Genomic DNA, 18,857 nt, shown 5'->3' with positions numbered 1-18,857 from the left:
GAGGGCGATAGCCGGACCGAAGTGCTTGTTCGTGACTCTCAGGGTGATGGCTGCGCTCAGGTGACCGGTTGCGTCCAAATCGGTCTAGCTGTCGCTAGAGTCATATCATGCGAGATAATTCGATCATGGTGAATCCAGTTCGAGCGCTTCGAGAGGCTGCCGGCCTCAGCCAGGCAGAGCTTGCCCGACGATCCGGGGTTGCTCAGCCGAATGTTGCCGCCTATGAGGCAGGGCGGCGCAGCGTCTCGGTCAAGATGCTTGAGCGCCTCCGGACCGCCGCTGCCTCATGATGCGCTCGCTGCGCGCCGTGCCGACCTTGTCAGCCTTGCGGGCCGGTATGGCTTCGACAATGTCCGTGTCTTCGGCTCGGCGGCGCGCGGCACAGACAGTTGCGGCAGCGATCTGGACATCTTGGTCACCCGATCGCCCGGCACCGGGTTGCTTAAGGTCGCGGCGTTCGCTGCTGACGCGAGCGAGTTGCTCGGTGTTGAGGTCGATGTGGTGACGGACGGCGGTCTGCGTGCCGATCATGAGATCTTGGCGACGGCTGTCGCGGTATGAACAAGCGGGATGACGCGGCTCTGACGGAGATCATCCGACTGGGTGGCGTCGGCGCGAGTATCGTGGCACGCGGCGACGAGTGGTACCTCGGGGACCCCGACTACGTTCCGGGCCTGGCGGCAGAGTCACTGATCATCAAGATTGGTGAGAATGTGGCTCGTTTGAGCGACGCCACGACCGACCGGCGTCCCGAAGTGCCATGGTCATTGATCAAGCGGATGCGGGACCGCCTGGCGCATCACTACGAGGGAACTGACTACGGCGCGGTCTGGGCCACGATGATCGTCGATCTACCGGTGATTGGCAGATATATCCAGTCGCTGTCAGCAGAGTGAGACCGCGAGGCCCGAGCGTTCGCGGCGATACGCGTTCGCAGCACGAGGACGTCCGCGATCCGATGCGTGGAGAGCTGACAAGTCGGCCGGGGAAGCACTCGCTGCATGGCGAGGCCGGCGTTCCGAACGAGGACTTGGCGCCGAGACGTTGACGGTCAATATAATGGAGGATAATATCAATTATATGAGAACAGAGGCGCCGCTTCTCGCTCCGATCTTCCGGTCGGACGGACAAGCCCGCATGCTCTCCACCTTGTTGCTTACTGGCGACGAACTGAGCGTCACCGATCTGGCCAATCGGGCCAGCCTGGCCTACCCGACCGCGCACCGCGAGGTGGCGCGGCTGGCGGACGCAGGCATCCTGAGCGAGAGATATGTGGGCCGCACGAGGCTCATCCGCGCCAACCACGAGAGCCCGCTGGTGGACCCGTTGCGCAAGATCCTCATGGTCGCGACCGGCCCCGTGGTGATCCTTGCCGAGGAGTTCTCCCGTATCGATGGGATCGAGTCGGCGTTCCTCTATGGCTCTTTCGCCGCGCGGATGCGAGGAGAAACCGGTCCCGCACCGCACGATATCGACGTCATGGTGCTCGGTGAGCCCAACGTGGAAGCGGTGTACGAGGCGTGCGCCCGGACCGAGGCCGCGGTGCACCGTCCCGTGAACCCGACGATCCTCACTCCTGGGGAGTTCGCCGCGCCCTCCGCCTTCCTCGACAACGTGCGCCGCGGCTCGATGGTCGCCGTGATCGGGGAACTGCCGTGGCGCTGAATCCGCTCACCCGCGTCCAGCAGGCTACGGTCCTCGCGTTGGTCGAGGCGCGACGTCTCGACGTCGTGCCCGCGGACTTCGCGCGTGCGACCGCGTTTCTTCGTCAGGCCGAAGAGCGCCTGAACCAACTGCCGCTGCTCACCAGTGTCGTCGTCAGATACGGCATTGCCTACGACGCCTGTCACGACACGGGCGAGGCATTGCTTGCGGCCTACGGCTTCCGGACCACCAATGGGCCCGGCCAGCACGAGCGCTCGGCCGATATTTGCGCGGTTCTGGACACACCTCCGGCGGACAGGGCGGCACGAGAGTTCGACCGTCTGCGACGTGCTCGCAACCAAGACCGCTACGAGGCGAAGCCGGTCGGTGCCGCGGCGACGGGGAAGGCCGAGCAGGTCGCTCGAACGCTGTTCGACGCCGCCCTCACCAGAGGGATCTCGTCGTGACCTGGCAGTCCGCAAAGATCCTTGGAGTGAAGGCCGTGCAAGACCTTATTGCTCTTGGGTGACGCGTTGATAGGCCCGTTCGTGCGGGTCCTCGCACCCTGCTAAGTGCCGCATACAATTTGGGACACGAATGGGGTGCACCGGGGGCATGGCACTTCACTGGCCCCGGAAGTCCTTGGACGGCTAGTTATACCAACCTCTAAGGTCAATACAGCTAGGCGTCGAGGTCGATGTGGTGACGGACGGCGTTCTGCGTGCCGATCATGAGATCTCCGCGACGGCTGTCGCGGTATGAATAATTGGGATGACGCAGCGCTGCGGGAGATCATCCGACTGGGTGGCGTCGGCGCGAGTATCGTGGTACGCGGCGACGAGTGGTACCTCGGGGACCCCGACAACGTTCCGGGCCTGGCGGCAGAGTCACTGATCATTAAGATTGGTGAGAATGTGGCTCGTTTGAGCGACGCCACGACCGACCGGCGTCCCGAAGTGCCATGGTCATTGATCAAGCGGATGCGGGACCGCCTGGCGCATCACTACGAGGGAACTGACTACGGCGCGGTCTGGGACACGATGGTCGTCGATCTACCGGTGATTGGCAGATATATCCAGTCGCTGTCAGCAGAGTGAGTCCGCGAGTCGGGGGGAGAGGTTGCGCCGGCTCAGCATCCGTCTTGACTGTGGAAATCCCGGAAATCATTGATGAGTTCCGCGACGCCGCCGGTGCCGCAGTTGGTGGTTATAAGCGCCGTATACAGTCCCGCCGACACCAGAATGCCAATAGCAATGACGAGCAGTGGGATCAGTTTTATGAGCTTCTTGTTCAACAGGTCTCTCTCTTCCGGGCGAGTCCTTGGCGTAGGAACACGCTTCAACGTCTGGGCAAGCGTTCTACCGTAGCCTAGAGGAGCCGCTGTCTGCCGGTGTTCGCGTCCATGCCGGAGGAAAGAATGAAACGAGTGCGCCCGCGTCTGTTGCGGATCGGCGTCGTGACCGTAGTGGCCCTGCTGGGAATCAGCGGCATCGCTTCCTGTTCCGTCCAGGACTCGTCGGGGGAGACGAGTTCCGGCGATCCCGCCACCACTCCAGCCAGCATCAACGGTTACCGCAGCGTTGGCTACTTCCCCCAGTGGGGAGTCTATGGGCGTCAGTACTCTATGAAGACTCTTCAGGATTCGGGCGCTGCTCGAAACCTGAGCCACATCAACTACGCCTTCGGCAACATCCACCACGAGACGCTGACGTGTTTCGAGGCGAACCAGGCCCAGGGAAGTGGTCCGGACGGCTCCGACGGCGCTTCCGACGCCTGGGCTGACTACGGCATGGCCTACGACGCCGCCGGCTCCATCGCCGGCATCGCCGACACAGCGGAGCAGCCGCTGGCCGGATCCTTCAACCAGCTCCGGCAGCTGAAGGCAGCCAACCCGGGGCTGCGAGCGGTGATCTCCATCGGCGGGTGGACCTGGTCGAAGAACTTTTCCCGCGCCGCGGCAACCGACGAATCCCGCAAGGCGCTCGTCGCGTCCTGCATCGACCTGTATATCAAGGGAAACCTTCCGGTGATCGAGGGCAGGGGAGGGGACGGGGCTGCGGCCGGTATCTTCGACGGCATCGACATCGATTGGGAGTGGCCGGGTACCGACAAAGGGCTTGAGGGAAACGGTGTGGACGCCGAGAACGACGCCGAGAACTTCCGTCTCCTGCTGCAGGAGTTCCGGGAGCAACTCGACACCCACGGCGCCAGCACCGGAGCCTCCTACTCTCTGAGCGCCTTCCTTCCCGCAAATCCGGTGGTCATCGAAGCCGGCGGCTGGAACGACCCCGCACTGTTTGAGTACCTCGACTTCGGAAACATCCAGGGCTACGACTTGTGGGGAACGTGGGAGCCAGGCCTCACCGGCCACCAGGGCAACCTCTTCGGCGACCCGGAAGATCCACGCGAGGAGGGCGAAAGTTTCTCGGTCGACCGGACTGTGAGTGCCTATCTCGATGCCGGAATCGATCCCGCACAGCTTGGGCTTGGTCTCGCGGCCTTCGGCAGGGGCTGGCTGGGTGCTACCTCAGCGGAGTCGTGGAGTAGAGCCTCGGGACCCGCGCCGGGTGGCGAAGAGCCAGGCCTCGAGGACTACGACGAATTGCTCGAGGTCGGCGAGGAGTTTACCGATCCGACCCTTGGGGCGGCCTGGCGGTTCGACGGCGATCAGTGGTGGAGCTACGACAACCCCGAAACCGTGCGCCTGAAAAGCGACTACATTGTGGAAAAGGGGCTCGGTGGCGGAATGTGGTGGGACCTCGCCGGGAACCTGGACGGCTCCCTCTTCGCCGTGTTGTCCGATCAGCTGCGCGATGCCCCCGAAGGCCCGGCCCGCGACCGGGTGATGACTGAGCCCGCGATCCAGCCACCGAGCACCGCGACGAAGGCACCAGGCGGAACAGCTACGGAATCCGGCATGACGGCGCCGGAAGCAACGGCGTCAACCGCTCCGACTGCCGCACCCTCTCTATCGGCCGAGGAGGCTGCTGCCGCAGAACCCGTCGTATGGCGCAAAGACGAGGTCTACACCGACGGACGTCGTGTGACCTTCGAAGGCAAGGTGTACCGGACGCAGTGGTGGACCAGAGGTGACATTCCTGGCGCTGAGCAGTGGGGCCCATGGACGCCGGCGAACGGTTAACCGCCGGCAGAGTGGCTGGGCCGTGCCGAGGAGGCCAAACAGCACGGCGTCTTTGGGGCTGGGAGAAGCCTGTGCGGAAGCTGGAAATGAATTTGGTTGCATCTCGGTAACAACACGGTTGCGATGGGCTCCACGTCCCCTGCCTGTAACAATTAGCCCCTAGGCTTCTACACATGTGAGGCACGCCACTCTACGAAGGTTGGCGTGCCAGCTCTCTGTAAACCACATTGGGCTCTTTCCTAGAACATGAAATAGGAGGCGGAATGCGTTTCGGACGTACTTCCAAAGCTGTGGGAGTCGCGGCAATTGCTGCGCTCGCACTCAGCGCCTGCGCCAGCACTGACAGTGGCGACGGCAATACTGACCCAGATGCGAGCGGCGATGCAGGCGCCTCTGGTGGAATCGTCAGCGTAGCCGAGGTGAACCCCTTTACCTCGTTTAACTCCGACAGTGCCACTGGCAACGTAGACATCAACGGCAAGGTCAGCTACCTCACCAAGTCGGGTTTCTACTACATCGATGACCAGCTCGAAGTGATCCGGAACGAGGACTTCGGAACGTACGAGATTGTTTCCGAAGATCCCTTGACGGTCACCTATACGGTTAACGAAGGTGTTGCCTGGTCTGACGGTGAGCCCATCAATGGTGGCGATTTGATGCTCTCCTGGGCCATCAGTTCCGGGTACTTTGACGATGAAGCACCGGTTGAAGGGGGCGAGGAAGACGAAACCACCGGTACCACGTACTTCTCGGCGGCTAGTACTGCCGGACTCGATCTTTCACTCCTCCCCGAGCTGAGTGAAGACGGTATGTCCATCACCATCGAATACACGGAGCCCTACGCCGACTGGGAGATTGCCTATGGCATTCTGGATACCCCAGCCCACGTCGTGGCAACCCAGGCTGGCCTGGCCGACGAAGCCGCACTGATCGAACTAATCCAGAGCACTCCGGAAGGCGATCCCGAGGATCCCCAGGATCGCCCCGAAATCCAGGCTGTGGCCGACATCTGGAACACCGGATTCGACACCACAACGCTTCCTGACGATCCTGCGATGTACTTGTCCAGCGGACCCTACATTGTTGACTCAATGACTCCTGACCAGTCGATGACCCTCGTCAAGAACGAAGATTACGCCTGGGGCCCTGAAACCCAGCTCGATGAGATCACGATCCGATACATCGGTGACGCCACGGCACAGGTCCAGGGTCTGCAGAATGGTGACGTCGACGTCATCCAGCCGCAGGCGTCGGCCGACACCCTGACCTCGCTTGAGGCCATCGAGGGAATCAATATATTCGAAGGCGACGAGCTCTCGTTCGATCACCTCGACCTTAACTACTCCGGGGTCTTCGCCGACGAGAACGTCCGCAAGGCGTTCATGAAGACGATCCCACGTGACGCGATTATCGAATCGACCATCGCCGCGCTCGACCCAGAGGCCGACCACCGGAATTCGAACATCTTCGACGTCGGCACCCCTGGCTACGAGGCGGCAGTCCCAGAAAACGGCTCCGCTGAGTACGACGAGGTTGACGTTGAAGGAGCCATGGAACTGCTCGACGGCGCCACCCCAGAAGTACGCATCATGTACAACACCGAGAACCCGAACCGCGTTGATGCCTACACCCTGATCGCCGAGAGCGCCACGCAGGCTGGTTTCAAGGTCATTGATGGTGGACTTCCCGGCAACGAGTGGGGTTCAGCTCTAGGTACCGGAACCTACGATGCAACGATCTTCGGCTGGGTGAGCACCGGGGTCGGAGTAACCGGCGTCCCCCAGTTGTATGGTTGTGACTCCGCTTCCAACTTCAACGGCTTCTGCGATGAAGAGGCGCAGGCCGCCATGGACGAGTTGATCATCACCACCGACGAAGCTGAACAGCAGGAGCTTCAGACCATCGTTGACACCCGCTTATTCGAGACCGGCTACGGCCTGCCGTTATTCCAGTCCATCGGCATCAGCGCAGCATCAGACACCATCGAGGGCCCGGGCTTCAGCCCGACTCAAGAGGGCATCTGGTGGAACTTCTGGGAATGGACCGTCGCTGAGTAACTCAGGACTACCTACGACCTAATGCGCCAGCCACGAAAGCGCTGGGGCCGGAATATTGGCTCCAGCGCTTTCTGGCGCCCAGACAATCTCTGATTCGCACCCCAGAATAAAGCGATTGGGATCTCCCAAATATCCGCTGGCTGTTAGGTGCATTACACTTTTGCCACAACGCCGGGTGATCCCCGGAACCGTAACATTGAGGTTATAAAACTATGGTGACCTACATCGTCCGGCGCTTGATTGCCGCCGTGCTCATCCTGTTGGGCGCTTCCTTTATCGTGTACCTGCTCACGGCAGTCTCGGGCGATCCCCTGGCTGATCTGCGTGAAAGCAACGTCCCAAACAAGGAAACACTCATTCAACTGCGGACAGACCTCCTCAGCCTGGATGTCCCCGCCCCTATCCGGTACTTCGAGTGGCTGGGTGGAGCCGCGAGCTGCCTCATCCCCTTTGCTGCAACCTGCGACCTCGGCAGCAGTATCGCTGGCATTGAAGTGACCCAACTTCTCAGCCAGGCCATGGGTCAAACCATCCTGTTGGTCACCGGCGCAACAGTCCTGGCCATCCTGATCGGCATCTCGCTAGGCATCATCACCGCCCTGCGCCAGTACAGCGGGCTCGACTACGGTGTGACTTTCATGGCGTTCCTCTTCTTCTCCCTCCCCATCTTCTGGGTAGCCGTGCTGCTGAAGGAGTACGGGGCCATCGGCTTCAACACCTTCCTTGCGGATCCCAGCATCCCGTTGACCGCGATCATCATCACCAGTTTGATCAGTGCCTTCATCTGGTACCTGATAGCCCGGGGAACCCTAAGAAATCGACTCACCGCGGCGGCGGCAGGGTTTGGTTTCGCAGCGGCGATACTGTTCTTCCTCGACCTCACTGGTTGGTTCCTGGAACCCGGCTTCGGACCTGTGGTCATTGTCATCGCGGGCGTCGGAATCGCCTACGGGGTCACACTGCTGACTGCCGGATTGAAGAATCGAAAGGCTCTTTACTCGGCGCTGATCACCGTGGGTATCGGCCTGATCGCCTATTTCGCCGTGCAGCCGCTGCTAGACCTTGCGACGCCGCTGATGATCGTCCTGCTCGCCGTCGCAACAGTGCTGGTCGGCGTTGCTGTGGGCTACTTCATGGGCGGCTACGACCGCAGGCAGAGCATGACCGCGGGCGGACTGACCGCGTTTCTTATGGGATTCACCATCCTGCTCGACCGGTTCATGCAGTCCTGGCCCCTGTACTCAGACAACAACAGGATCCGTGGCAGGCCAATTGCCACCCTCGGTTCGTCAACTCCCAACCTTGATGGCGATTTCTGGATCATGGGGATCGACACGTTTACCCACCTCCTGCTGCCGACAATCGCGCTGATGCTCATCTCGCTGGCGGGCTATAGCCGCTACTCGCGATCGTCCATGCTCGAGATCATGAACCAGGACTACATCCGTACGGCCCGCGCCAAGGGTCTGGGGGAGCGGACCGTGGTCATGCGCCATGCCTTCCGGAACGCACTGATCCCCTTGGCTACCCTCGTCGCCTTCGACATCGGGGGACTGATTGGCGGCGCGATCATCACCGAGCAGGTCTTTGCCTTCAGCGGCATGGGACAACTATTTGTCGGCGCGCTCCGTAGCGTCGATCCGAATCCCATCATGGGAGTCTTCCTGATTACCGGCATGCTGGCCCTGGTCTTCAACCTCGTTGCGGACCTGGCCTACTCGGTACTCGACCCACGAGTGAGGGTGAAAGCATGAGCACCGCAGCAGAAGTAAGGCCAGAGAAATCCAAAGACGGGTCAGTAGGCCTCAGCCAGGGACAGATCGTCCGGAAGCGTTTCTTCGGGAACACGGCCGCCGTCGTCAGCATGGTCATTTTCGTGCTCGTCGTCATCCTGGCGTTCAGCTCGATCGGCTATGCCGGAATTCCGGGTTGGTGGAAGTGGAGTTATACGGACACCCCGCCGTTGGCGACGCCGACCGGGTCGCCCACCTGGGTGTTGCCGTTCGACTTCGGGGATCATCCCTTCGGCCAGGACCGTGTCGGTCGTGACCTCTTTGCTATGACCATGCGAGGCACTCAGCTCTCCCTGCTGATTATGTTCATCATCGGTATCCTCGGCGGTATCCTCGGCGTCATCATCGGCGGAGTGTCAGGGTACTTTCGCGGCTGGGTTGAAGCAGTCCTGATGCGCTTCACTGACGTCATCATTGTCATCCCCCTGATCATCCTGGCCGCTGTGCTGGGTAGCGTCGGCAACAACCTCACCGGCAGCGGCACGTTCCTGCGGAATGTGCTGGGGGGCAGCGCCGGGGTGATCCTGCTGGGCGTCTTCGTCGGGCTGATCATCTGGACCGGCCTCGCTCGCCTGGTGCGCGGCGAATTCCTGTCCCTCCGGGAACGTGAATTCGTTGACGCAGCCCGGATTGCCGGAGCGTCGGACACCCGGATCATCTTCAAGCACATCCTGCCCAACGCGGTAGGAGTGATCATCGTCAACACCACCCTGGTGATGGCGTCAGCGATCCTGCTGGAATCCGCTCTCTCCTTCCTCGGGCTCGGTGTCAGGGCGCCCGACATTTCGCTGGGCAGCCTGATCAGCGACAACCAGCAGGCGTTCAACACCAGGCCGTGGCTGTTCTGGTGGCCGGGACTGTTTATCATCCTCATCTGTCTGTCGATCAACTTCATCGGCGACGGCCTTCGGGATGCGTTTGACCCCCGCCAGAAGAAGTTCAACGCCAAGAAGGCAGTGCACTCTGGCGACATCTCCGACCCCAACCGCCCCGAGGCCTAGAGTGCCGGGACGCAGGATCGAGCCGGTGAGCGCGGAGCCACTGCGCCGCACTCACCGGCTAGACCACGGAGAAGGCGATCACATTCGCCGCGACCAGGACAACTGCGCAGCCGATGGCGAGCCAGTGAAAACGTGTGGAGACCGCGGTGGTTTCAGTAGCGTCAACATCCAGCAGGTTGTCCTCAATCAGCGAGGCCCAGTGGGTTCGCACCAGAAATGCTGCGGCGCCGGAATCAGTGTTCTTCAGATCTCCGGGCCGGATGGACTGGGTAGGACCATAGCTGGATTCGGGGAGGCCCTGGACATGCTCAGGTTTGCCGCGGTGAGTGCCCCACACGCCGGGCGCGGGCGCGGCCCAGGCCGTGTGGCTACCGCGAACGGTGACCAACGTCAGGGCGAACTTTGTGTCGACGTGAATCAACGCCGCCCACGGCACGGAAACGGATCGGAGCGGGTTGTTGAGGGTGACGGCGTCGTCGTCGATCACCACCGAGGGGTACCAAAACAGCAGCCAGCCGAAGTAGGCCAGGGCCAGCAACGGCCAGGCAGAGAGAAGACCCTCAACACCGTCGCCAACCACAGACAAAACAATGCCAATCGCGGCAAGTACCCAGGTCAGTCCCGCAAACCACTTGCCAAACCGCGGCGTGAAAACGACTGGGTTGGCTGCATTGCTCGGGCTACTCATACCCATATAGTTTCAGGATCCCTTGCCAGTTCACTAATCACCACAATGTGGCAGGCCACGGGCGGAAGGAAAGCAGAATCATGACCAACGGCGTCATCGAGAATTCGGATTCAGGGCGGACACCACGGAGCGACGTTCCTGTGCTCCAAGTCAAGGGCTTGGGCGTTGACTATGGCGTCGACAAGGTCTGGGTGCCAGCGGCCATTGACCTCAACTATGAGGTCAGGGCCGGCGAGGTCCTTGCCATCGTGGGCGAATCCGGCTCCGGCAAGAGCGCCAGTTCCATGTCGCTCCTGGGGTTGCTGCCCGAAAACAGCCGCACGACCGGCAGCGTCAAGCTCAACGGCAAGGAAATCCTCGGCCTGACCGGAAGCAAGCTGCGCCAGATCCGTGGCCGGGATGTTGCGGTCATTTTCCAGGAACCGATGACGGCGATGAACCCGGTCTACACCATTGGGTTCCAGATCGTCGAAACGATCCGCCTGCACAACGAAATTTCGCCACAGGAAGCCAAAGAGCGGGCGTTGAAACTCTTGGACATGGTCGAACTCCCGGACCCGGACAAGGCCTTCAAGTCCTACCCACATCAGCTCTCCGGCGGACAGCGACAGCGCGCGATGATCGCCCAGTCGCTTTCCTGCGATCCAAAGTTACTGATCGCAGACGAACCGACGACGGCGCTTGACGTGACGGTGCAGGCCGAGATTCTTGACCTGATGCGGAACCTGCGCAGCAAACTCAACAGCGCGATCGTGCTGATCACCCACGATATGGGAGTGGTCGCCGACCTCGCCGACCACATCGTGGTGATGAGCAAGGGCAGAATCGTTGAGGCGGGGACGGCCGAGCAGATCTTCCACCACCCCCAGCACGAGTACACCCGGAAACTGCTCGCAGCGGTACCCCATCTGGGTCAGGGTGGTGACGACGCCGAAGAGGTGGACATCACCGCGGCGCTGGCCGCCGCTACACAGACCGAGCTCCGGGCGGTCAACCACGACGAGCTCATGCGGCGCGAGCGCAGTAACCAGGCGAAGCTGGAGGAGGCTGAACGTGCTGCTGATACCAGCCGGGGCGCGGCGGTCCTGCAGCTCACCGATGTTGCCATCGAGTACCCGAAGCAGGGCCGGGTGCCGGCTTTCCGCGCAGTTGAAGGGGCGAACCTCGCCATTTATCCCGGTGAGATCCTCGGGTTGGTTGGTGAATCCGGCTCGGGCAAGACGACGATCGGCCGCGCCGCCGTGGGTCTGCTGCCGGTTGCCGAAGGATCCCTGACCGTGACCGGCAAGGAAATCTCGAATGCCACCCGCAAGGAGCTCTTTGAGCTGCGCCGGAACGTGGGAATGGTTTTCCAGGACCCGTCCTCGTCACTGAACCCCCGGCTGCCCCTGGGCGAAAGCATTGGCGAGCCGATGTTCCTCGCGAAGGTTGCGAAGGGAGCCGATCTGCAGAAGCGCATCGAGACGCTCCTGGACCAGGTCGAACTCCCGCGTGCCTACCGCAACCGGTACCCGCACGAGCTCTCGGGCGGCCAGAAACAGCGCGTCGGTATCGCCCGGGCGCTGTCCCTGAAGCCCAAACTCCTGGTGGCCGATGAGCCGACCTCGGCTCTCGACGTATCAGTCCAGGCCACGGTGCTGGAACTGCTGAAAAATCTGCAGCTGGAACTCGGATTCGCCTGCCTGTTCGTCACCCATGACCTCGCCGTCGTCGACCTCATGTCCGACAGGATCTGTGTCATGCGCCGCGGCAAAATCGTGGAGCAGGGCACCAGGGATCAGATCCTCCGCCGACCGCAGGATCCCTACACCCAACGGCTGCTCGCAGCCGTCCCACTACCCAACCCTGAGAAGCAGCGGGAGCGCCGCGAGCTACGGGCGAAACTGCTCGCGTCAGCAGAGTAGTACAGCGCCGCAATCAGCCGACGACGGCGACCCGTCCCCTTACCGGGGCTGGTCGCCGTCGTTTGCGGTTTAAGGACTTCCTTAGCAATTGGAGACCCATTTCTGTAAGCTGGAACATGTCTTACTGCTATTTCGACGGAGTGTCAATAGCTAATTTGAACTAAATCGAAATTTTTGAGGAGTTAACCGAATGTCCCTCAGGTCCGGAAATCCGGCAACCGACAGTCCACCCGGCGAGCCAGACGGCCACCCCACGGAAGGAAAACCGGTCGCGCCCTCCAAACTAGCGAAGAACGTGTTTATCCCCGCCGCGGCGCTCATCGTGGTGTTCGTGGGCTTCGCACTCATTTTCCCCTCCACAGCAGCCGAGGTCTTCGGCAGCATCCAGACCAATGTCATCAGCAGCTTCGGCTGGTATTACGTGGCAATCGTCGCGATGTTCGTGGTGTTCTCCCTCTGGGTCGGGTTGAGTCGCTTCGGCGATATCCGCCTCGGCAAGGACGACGATCGCCCCGAGTTCTCGATGATGTCCTGGTTCTCGTTGCTCTTCGCCGCTGGGATGGGCATTGGTCTGGTCTTCTGGGGCGTCGCGGAGCCTCTGAACCACTTCGCGTCGCCCCCACCGGGCACCGAGGGAACCGGCGTCGAGCTCGCGCAGCAAGCCCTGACCCAGACCTTCCTCCACTGGGGCCTGCACGCCTGGAGCATCTATGTGGTGGTCGGCCTCTCCATCGCCTACGCGGTGCACCGGCGAGGTCGACCCATCTCCATCCGCTGGACACTTGAGCCGCTCCTGGGCGACAAGGTCAAGGGCAAATGGGGCGATGCTATTGACGTCATCGCCCTGGTTGGCACGCTCTTCGGCGTCGCCACCTCGCTGGGACTCGGCGTGCTGCAGATGTCGGCCGGGCTGGATACCGCCAACATTATGGAGGCAACCAAGTTCACCCAGATCGGTCTGATCCTCTGCATCACCGCACTGACCCTCGTATCGGTCATCTCCGGCGTGGGCAAAGGCATGAAATGGCTGTCCAACACCAACCTGGTTCTGGCCGGCGTGCTGCTGCTCGTTATCCTGTTCACGGGCCCCACGCTGTTCCTGCTACGTGAATTCGTTCAGTCAATCGGCAACTACCTGCAGAACGTGGTGGGCCTGACCTTCGATACCCTTGCCTTCGCCGGGGCCGACGGCGAAGCCTGGCAGTCCGCCTGGACCACCTTCTACTGGGGCTGGTGGATATCGTGGGCCCCCTTCGTCGGCATCTTCATTGCTCGCATCTCCAAGGGCCGCACGGTCCGCGAATTCGTTGCAGGTGTCCTGCTGGTTCCCACCCTGCTCACCTTCCTCTGGTTCTCGGTCCTGGGCGGATCTGCCCTCTACCGCGAGCTCTTCGGCAACGGTGGTCTGGTCGGCGAAGACGGTGCGGTGGACACCAACAATGCACTCTTCGGGCTCCTTACGGAGCTGCCGGGCGGTCCGGTCCTGCTGATTGGCGCGATTATCCTGATCGCAATCTTCTTCATCACCTCGGCGGACTCCGGTGCGCTGGTGATGAGCATGATTTCTACGGGAGGGCACCCCGACCCCAAGAACTGGGTTCGGGCCTTCTGGGCTCTGGCTGCCGCCGCGGTCGCGATCGCCTTGCTCCTGGTGGGTGATGACGGGTTGGCCTCGATCCAGACCGCCGCCATCCTGACCGCACTGCCGTTCAGTGTGGTGATGATCTTCATGTGCGTGGCCACGGCGAAGGCCTTCCACGAGGAGCACCAGCAGTTCCTGCGCGCCCAGCGGCGCCAGGCGCGCCTTGCTGTTGCCGATCAGGTGACCGACCAGGTCAACGAGCACATGTCCGACCGGGTGGACCAGCAGATCCAGGATCAGCTGGAGGACTACCATCTGGTGGAGGCCGCCGGATCAACGGGTACCAGCTCGCCCCGACGCTGGAAGCTTTCCCGCTCGAAGAAGCCCTAGCACCATCGAGAGTGAGTGCGACGGCGGTTCACCCCCTTGGGGGTGGGTCGCCGTCGTGCGTTGTCCTCAGGCCCGTTGCCAGCGACGTTTCTGACCCGATATGCGCCCCGCGTTAGGCCATTTTTTCCTCAGAGCTTAGACTGGTACAAGCAGGCGCCGTCCTCATAACGCTAGATTCCCCTCAAGATTACTGAATTGAGCCATTACGCATGTCTGAAACCACAGGCAACACAGCTGTTCGCAGCGACCTCCGCAACGTTGCCATCGTGGCCCACGTTGACCACGGAAAGACCACCCTGGTTGATGCCATGCTCCGGCAGACCAATTCCTTCGCCGCCCACGGCGACGTGGCGGACCGGGTCATGGACTCCGGTGACCTTGAGCGCGAAAAGGGCATTACCATCCTCGCCAAGAACACCACCGTGTTCTACGACGGACCCTCCGCCAAAGGTGAGACCATCACCATCAACGTGATCGACACTCCGGGCCACGCCGACTTCGGCGGCGAAGTGGAACGCGGTCTTTCCATGGTCGACGGCGTTGTCCTGCTTGTGGATGCCTCAGAGGGCCCACTGCCCCAGACCCGTTTCGTGCTCCGTAAGGCCCTGGCTGCGAAGCTCCCCGTGGTGCTGCTGGTCAACAAGACCGACCGCCCCGACTCGCGGATCGACGAAGTGGTCAGCGAATCCATGGACCTCCTGTTGGGCCTCGCCTCGGACCTCGCCGACGAAGTGCCTGACCTTGACCTCGATTCGGTCCTCAATGTGCCAGTCGTGTACGCCGCAGCCCGCGAAGGGGCAGCCTCCCTCGAGCAGCCCGCCGACGGCACCGTTCCCTCGAACGACAACCTTGAGCCACTGTTCCAGACCATCCTCGAGCACATCCCAGCACCCCGGTACAACCCGGACGGCGTGCTGCAGGCCCACGTCACAAACCTTGACGCCTCCCCGTTCCTGGGCCGTCTCGCCCTGCTGCGTATCTTCAACGGCACCCTGCGCAAAGGCCAGACCGTCGCCTGGGCCCGCCAGAACGGTGAACTGAAGTCCGTCAAGATCACCGAACTGCTGGCCACCCGTGCCCTCGACCGTGTACCGACCGACTCGGCCGGACCTGGCGAGATCGTCGCCGTCGCAGGCATCGAAGACATCACCATCGGTGAGACCCTGACTGACATCGACAACCCCCAGCCGCTGCCGCTGATCACCGTCGATGACCCTGCCATCTCGGTCACCATCGGTATCAACACCTCGCCCCTCGCAGGCCGGGTCAAGGGTGCGAAGGTCACCGCCCGCCAGGTGAAGGATCGCCTGGACCGTGAACTGATCGGTAACGTGTCCCTGAAGGTCCTCGCCACCGAGCGTCCTGACGCCTGGGAAGTCCAGGGTCGTGGCGAGCTTGCACTCGCCATCCTGGTCGAGCAGATGCGCCGTGAAGGCTTCGAACTGACGGTCGGCAAGCCACAGGTGGTGACCCGCATGGTCGACGGCAAGGTGCACGAGCCGATGGAGCACATGACCATCGACGTGCCCGAGGAATACCTGGGTGCTGTCACCCAGATCCTCGCGACCCGCAAGGGCCGGATGACCAACATGTCCAACCACGGCACCGGCTGGGTTCGGATGGAATTCATCGTTCCCGCCCGCGGCCTGATCGGTTTCCGCACCAAGTTCCTCACCGACACCCGCGGTGCCGGCATCGCAGCGTCCTACTCTGAGGGCTACGAGCCTTGGGCCGGGGACATCGAGTACCGCACCAACGGCTCGATGATCGCTGACCGCGCCGGAGTCGTCACCCCATTCGCGATGATCAACCTGCAGGAACGTGGGTCCTTCTTCGTTGAGCCAACCTCCGAGGTGTATCAGGGGATGATTGTTGGCGAGAACTCGCGCGCCGACGACATGGACGTGAACATCACTAAGGAAAAGAAGCTCACCAACATGCGCGCGGCTTCCTCGGACACCTTCGAGAACCTGACCCCTCCCCGCAAGCTCACCCTTGAGGAATCGCTGGAATTCGCGCGCGAAGACGAGTGCGTCGAGGTCACCCCTGAGTCGATCAGGATCCGCAAGCTGATCCTGGACGCCAACGAGCGGATGCGCGCGGCTCGTTCACGGGCTCGCGTCTAGTCTTCGACAGTCGTGCAGAACACTCCGCCGGAACTGACTGACGACGACGCTCGGCGCCCTGCCGTCGTCGTCGGCGATCCGGGGGAGGCCTCGGCGAGGGCCCGCATCGGCTACGGTGTGGCCCCCCACCATAGGGTTTCCCTGTGGTGGGCCCTCGCGATGTCCGTGGTGCTGGGCCTGGCGGTGGCCATCCTTGGTACGGCGTTACATAGCCAGGTGTGGGAGCTGCCCGGGGCCACGCTTCCGGTCGGGGCCGCAGCAGCAGTACTGCTGGCCGGGAGTGCAGCGGTTTTCGCCGCTCTGTGGGCCCGGAATGTGTATCTCAGCCCAGCCGTGGGTGGGGTTGCCTATCTGGTGGTCGGATTGTTCGCCGCCAGTGAGGACCAGCAGCTGGTGCTCACCGATCTAGGGATGACCCCGCTGCTGCCCGTCGCCATTGCGGGAAGCATCTGGGTGTTTGGCCTGGCGATCGTGACGATGCTCGCATCCATGGTGTCCTGGTGGGTACTACGTCCCCGGCGGGCCGCGCGCACTACCTAGCCCGGGTTACCTAGCCCCGGGGTACCTACCCCGCGCTGCGCTAAGTTGCGCTTGATTAGTCCGCGCCGCGGTCCAGATGGTGAGCCAGCATGATGGACGTTGCGGTGCCGTCGGTGTCCGAATCGCGGATCGCGTATTCCTCGAGGATCTCGCGGATCCGACGCATCATTTCGGAACGGTTCGTATCGTTGAGGCGGAGCCCGAGCCGCCACACATCAATATCGGACGGGTTCAGCCCGTCGATTTCCTGCAGGAAGGTCTCCACCAGTACCGGCGCGGCATTCGGGATCCGGCTGCGCCAGGATAGGCCGGTCGCCCGGTAGGGGATCTCCTTGGCTCCTCGGTTTCCGGTGCGGGCCTCTTCGGCGGCGAGAAACCCTGTCGCGAGGAGCGTCCTCACATGGTGCAGGGCAGTGGCCGGGTTGAGGTCGAGGAGCTCAGCGATCTCCTTGTTTGTTCTGCCTTTATGCAGGCACAACCTGAGGATTCGCAACCGAACGGGAGAGCTCAGCGCCCGGCCGCGCGCCTGTACATCCTCATCAGTATCCATCCTTAGATGATACGTCAGACCCGGGTAGTGATTGACAGTAATCAATCACTACCCGCAAACTGTGACGGTGACCACCGAGCTTGTATCCCCACCGCCCTCCCTGCTTCGTGACGGGAACTTTCTCCGATTCTGGGCCGGGCAGGCCATCAGCCAATTCGGGACCCAGTTGGGTCATCTGGCCCTCCCTGTCATAGCCGTTCTCCTGCTGGGGGCATCCGAATTCGAGGTCGGAGTGCTTAACGCCAGCGGCACCGCAGCCTTCCTGCTGGTCGGGTTACCGGCCGGCGCCTGGGTGGACCGGTGGCTCAAACGCCGGGTGATGATCGGGGCGGACCTGGCGCGGATGGTGGCGATGCTCGCCATACCCCTTCTCTGGTGGACGGATACCCTCACCATCTGGCACCTGTGTGTGGTGGCCGGCGTCGTCGGCGTCGCAACTGTCTTCTTCGATGTGGCGTACCAGAGTTACGTTCCTGTGCTGGTGAACAGCGACCAGGTGCCCAGTGCCAACTCCAAGCTGGAATCCACCGCCCAGATTTCCCGCCTGGGTGGGCCGGCGCTGGGCGGTGGGTTGCTGCAGATCGTCAGCGCGCCGCTGCTGGTCATTGGTCAGTCGGCGGGTTACCTGGTGTCGGCGGTGTTCCTTGCCAGGACCCAGGACCGGGAGCAGCGGTCGCCCGTTGCGGACCGGCGCCCACTCGCCGTCGAAATCAAGGAAGGCTTAGCCTTCGTGTGGCGGCACCAGCTGATTCGGCGGGTCGCGGCATGCACGGCCGGGGTCAATTTCTTCGCGTCGCTTGTCTTTACCCTGCTGCCGCTGCTGATCCTGCGGGATCTTGGCCTGGGCGCTGCGGCGCTGGGCCTGATTCTGTCCGTTGCTGCAGTGGGAGGGTTCCTCGGCGCCCTGGCCACTCCCTGGATCGCCGGGCGGATCGGCGAAGGCACCATCATCCCCTTGGCGTCGCTGGCCGGCAGTGCGTTCCTGGTGCTGGTCCCGTTGGCTGCGCTCGCGCCGTCGAAGCCTATCGCCCTCGCTTTGCTGATCGTCGGTGAATCAGGGATGACCTTCTGCGTCCTGGCGTACAACATCATGCAGGTCAGCATGCGTCAGCGGGTCTGCCCACCGCGGCTACTTGGCCGGATGAACGCGTCCATCCGTTTCGTGGTCTGGGGTGTCATGCCCATTGCTGGGCTTCTGGCCGGAGTGCTGGGCGGGCAGATCGGCGTCATCCCCACCATGTGGATCGGAGTCGTGGGCACTGTCGTGGCGTCCATTCCGGTGCTGGGGGGCGGTTTCCTGGGAATGAAGAAGCTCCCCGACAAAGTTGCCCAGTGACCCACGCCCACGCCTGTGTCGCTTGGTCCCAGTGGCGGGGTGCTCCCAGTGGGATAGTCCAGACAATCCCACTGGCTGGTCGCGGCTGGTGGGATTGTCGCGTG

General features: G+C 62.4%; 18 protein-coding genes. 15 read left to right on the top strand and 3 right to left on the bottom strand.

Annotated elements, in window-relative coordinates; genetic code table 11:
- The first annotated feature begins 107 nt into the window (after positions 1–107).
- From relB to ACX80O_RS01190, 6 genes are all read left to right on the top strand, one after another.
- On the top strand, positions 108–290 hold the full coding sequence (gene relB, locus ACX80O_RS01215; protein WP_459332234.1) for a type II toxin-antitoxin system RelB family anti-toxin: 183 nt from the start codon (positions 108–110) through the stop codon (positions 288–290).
- Positions 259–561, top strand: a complete 303-nt coding sequence (locus ACX80O_RS01210; RefSeq protein WP_459332233.1) for a nucleotidyltransferase family protein — start codon at positions 259–261, stop codon at positions 559–561. Before relB ends, ACX80O_RS01210 begins: the two co-directional genes overlap by 32 nt.
- Positions 558–896, top strand: a complete 339-nt coding sequence (locus ACX80O_RS01205) for a HepT-like ribonuclease domain-containing protein (RefSeq protein ID WP_459332232.1) — start codon at positions 558–560, stop codon at positions 894–896. Before ACX80O_RS01210 ends, ACX80O_RS01205 begins: the two co-directional genes overlap by 4 nt.
- Before the next feature lie 184 nt (positions 897–1,080).
- Entirely contained in the window at positions 1,081–1,665 is a 585-nt protein-coding gene (locus ACX80O_RS01200) for a nucleotidyltransferase domain-containing protein (protein ID WP_459332231.1), read from the top strand.
- Complete coding sequence (locus ACX80O_RS01195) at positions 1,656–2,111, top strand: hypothetical protein (RefSeq protein ID WP_459332230.1); 456 nt, start codon at positions 1,656–1,658, stop codon at positions 2,109–2,111. The genes ACX80O_RS01200 and ACX80O_RS01195 overlap by 10 nt, the downstream gene beginning before the upstream one ends.
- A gap of 291 nt (positions 2,112–2,402) precedes the next feature.
- The gene (locus tag ACX80O_RS01190) at positions 2,403–2,741 is read left to right on the top strand and encodes a HepT-like ribonuclease domain-containing protein (RefSeq protein WP_459332229.1); all 339 of its coding nucleotides are present in this window, start codon (positions 2,403–2,405) and stop codon (positions 2,739–2,741) included.
- 32 nt (positions 2,742–2,773) lie between these two features.
- Here the strand turns inward: ACX80O_RS01190 and ACX80O_RS01185 are convergent, their stop codons facing one another.
- A complete protein-coding gene (locus ACX80O_RS01185) occupies positions 2,774–2,938 on the bottom strand; it encodes a hypothetical protein (RefSeq protein WP_459305433.1) in 165 nt (54 codons plus the stop codon).
- Positions 2,939–3,061: 123 nt separating this feature from the next.
- Between ACX80O_RS01185 and ACX80O_RS01180 the strand changes: the two genes are divergently transcribed.
- From ACX80O_RS01180 to ACX80O_RS01165, 4 genes are all read left to right on the top strand, one after another.
- A complete protein-coding gene (locus ACX80O_RS01180; RefSeq protein ID WP_459332228.1) occupies positions 3,062–4,786 on the top strand; it encodes a glycosyl hydrolase family 18 protein in 1,725 nt (574 codons plus the stop codon).
- A gap of 263 nt (positions 4,787–5,049) precedes the next feature.
- On the top strand, positions 5,050–6,843 hold the full coding sequence (locus ACX80O_RS01175; RefSeq protein ID WP_459305435.1) for an ABC transporter family substrate-binding protein: 1,794 nt from the start codon (positions 5,050–5,052) through the stop codon (positions 6,841–6,843).
- Between the two features lie 212 nt (positions 6,844–7,055).
- Complete coding sequence (locus ACX80O_RS01170; protein WP_459332227.1) at positions 7,056–8,597, top strand: ABC transporter permease; 1,542 nt, start codon at positions 7,056–7,058, stop codon at positions 8,595–8,597.
- Positions 8,594–9,637 (top strand): ABC transporter permease, encoded by a 1,044-nt coding sequence (locus ACX80O_RS01165; RefSeq protein ID WP_459305437.1) that lies wholly within the window; start codon positions 8,594–8,596, stop codon positions 9,635–9,637. Before ACX80O_RS01170 ends, ACX80O_RS01165 begins: the two co-directional genes overlap by 4 nt.
- Positions 9,638–9,695: 58 nt before the next feature.
- Here ACX80O_RS01165 and ACX80O_RS01160 read toward each other — a convergent pair whose 3' ends face one another.
- Positions 9,696–10,325: a PH domain-containing protein gene (locus ACX80O_RS01160; RefSeq protein WP_459332226.1), complete on the bottom strand. Its 630-nt coding sequence runs from the start codon at positions 10,323–10,325 to the stop codon at positions 9,696–9,698.
- 80 nt (positions 10,326–10,405) lie between these two features.
- Between ACX80O_RS01160 and ACX80O_RS01155 the strand changes: the two genes are divergently transcribed.
- The 4 genes from ACX80O_RS01155 (at position 10,406) to ACX80O_RS01140 (ending at position 16,867) form a co-directional block, all read left to right on the top strand.
- The gene (locus ACX80O_RS01155) at positions 10,406–12,229 is read left to right on the top strand and encodes an ABC transporter ATP-binding protein (RefSeq protein WP_459305439.1); all 1,824 of its coding nucleotides are present in this window, start codon (positions 10,406–10,408) and stop codon (positions 12,227–12,229) included.
- Positions 12,230–12,419: 190 nt separating this feature from the next.
- Positions 12,420–14,201, top strand: a complete 1,782-nt coding sequence (locus ACX80O_RS01150; RefSeq protein WP_459305440.1) for a BCCT family transporter — start codon at positions 12,420–12,422, stop codon at positions 14,199–14,201.
- A gap of 209 nt (positions 14,202–14,410) precedes the next feature.
- Positions 14,411–16,327, top strand: coding sequence for a translational GTPase TypA (typA, locus tag ACX80O_RS01145; RefSeq protein WP_459305441.1), 1,917 nt, complete (start codon positions 14,411–14,413; stop codon positions 16,325–16,327).
- A 12-nt stretch (positions 16,328–16,339) separates the two neighbouring features.
- A complete protein-coding gene (locus ACX80O_RS01140; protein WP_459305442.1) occupies positions 16,340–16,867 on the top strand; it encodes a hypothetical protein in 528 nt (175 codons plus the stop codon).
- Between the two features lie 55 nt (positions 16,868–16,922).
- Here the strand turns inward: ACX80O_RS01140 and ACX80O_RS01135 are convergent, their stop codons facing one another.
- Positions 16,923–17,417, bottom strand: coding sequence for an ArsR/SmtB family transcription factor (locus ACX80O_RS01135; protein WP_459305443.1), 495 nt, complete (start codon positions 17,415–17,417; stop codon positions 16,923–16,925).
- Between the two features lie 67 nt (positions 17,418–17,484).
- Here ACX80O_RS01135 and ACX80O_RS01130 point away from each other — a divergent pair, with 67 nt between their 5' ends.
- On the top strand, positions 17,485–18,753 hold the full coding sequence (locus ACX80O_RS01130) for an MFS transporter (protein ID WP_459332225.1): 1,269 nt from the start codon (positions 17,485–17,487) through the stop codon (positions 18,751–18,753).
- The last annotated feature ends 104 nt before the right edge of the window (positions 18,754–18,857 follow it).

Source organism: Arthrobacter glycogeni, from assembly GCF_054511155.1.
Note: the sequence above shows the minus strand (reverse complement) of the source record. Positions and strands in the feature narration are given on the sequence as shown.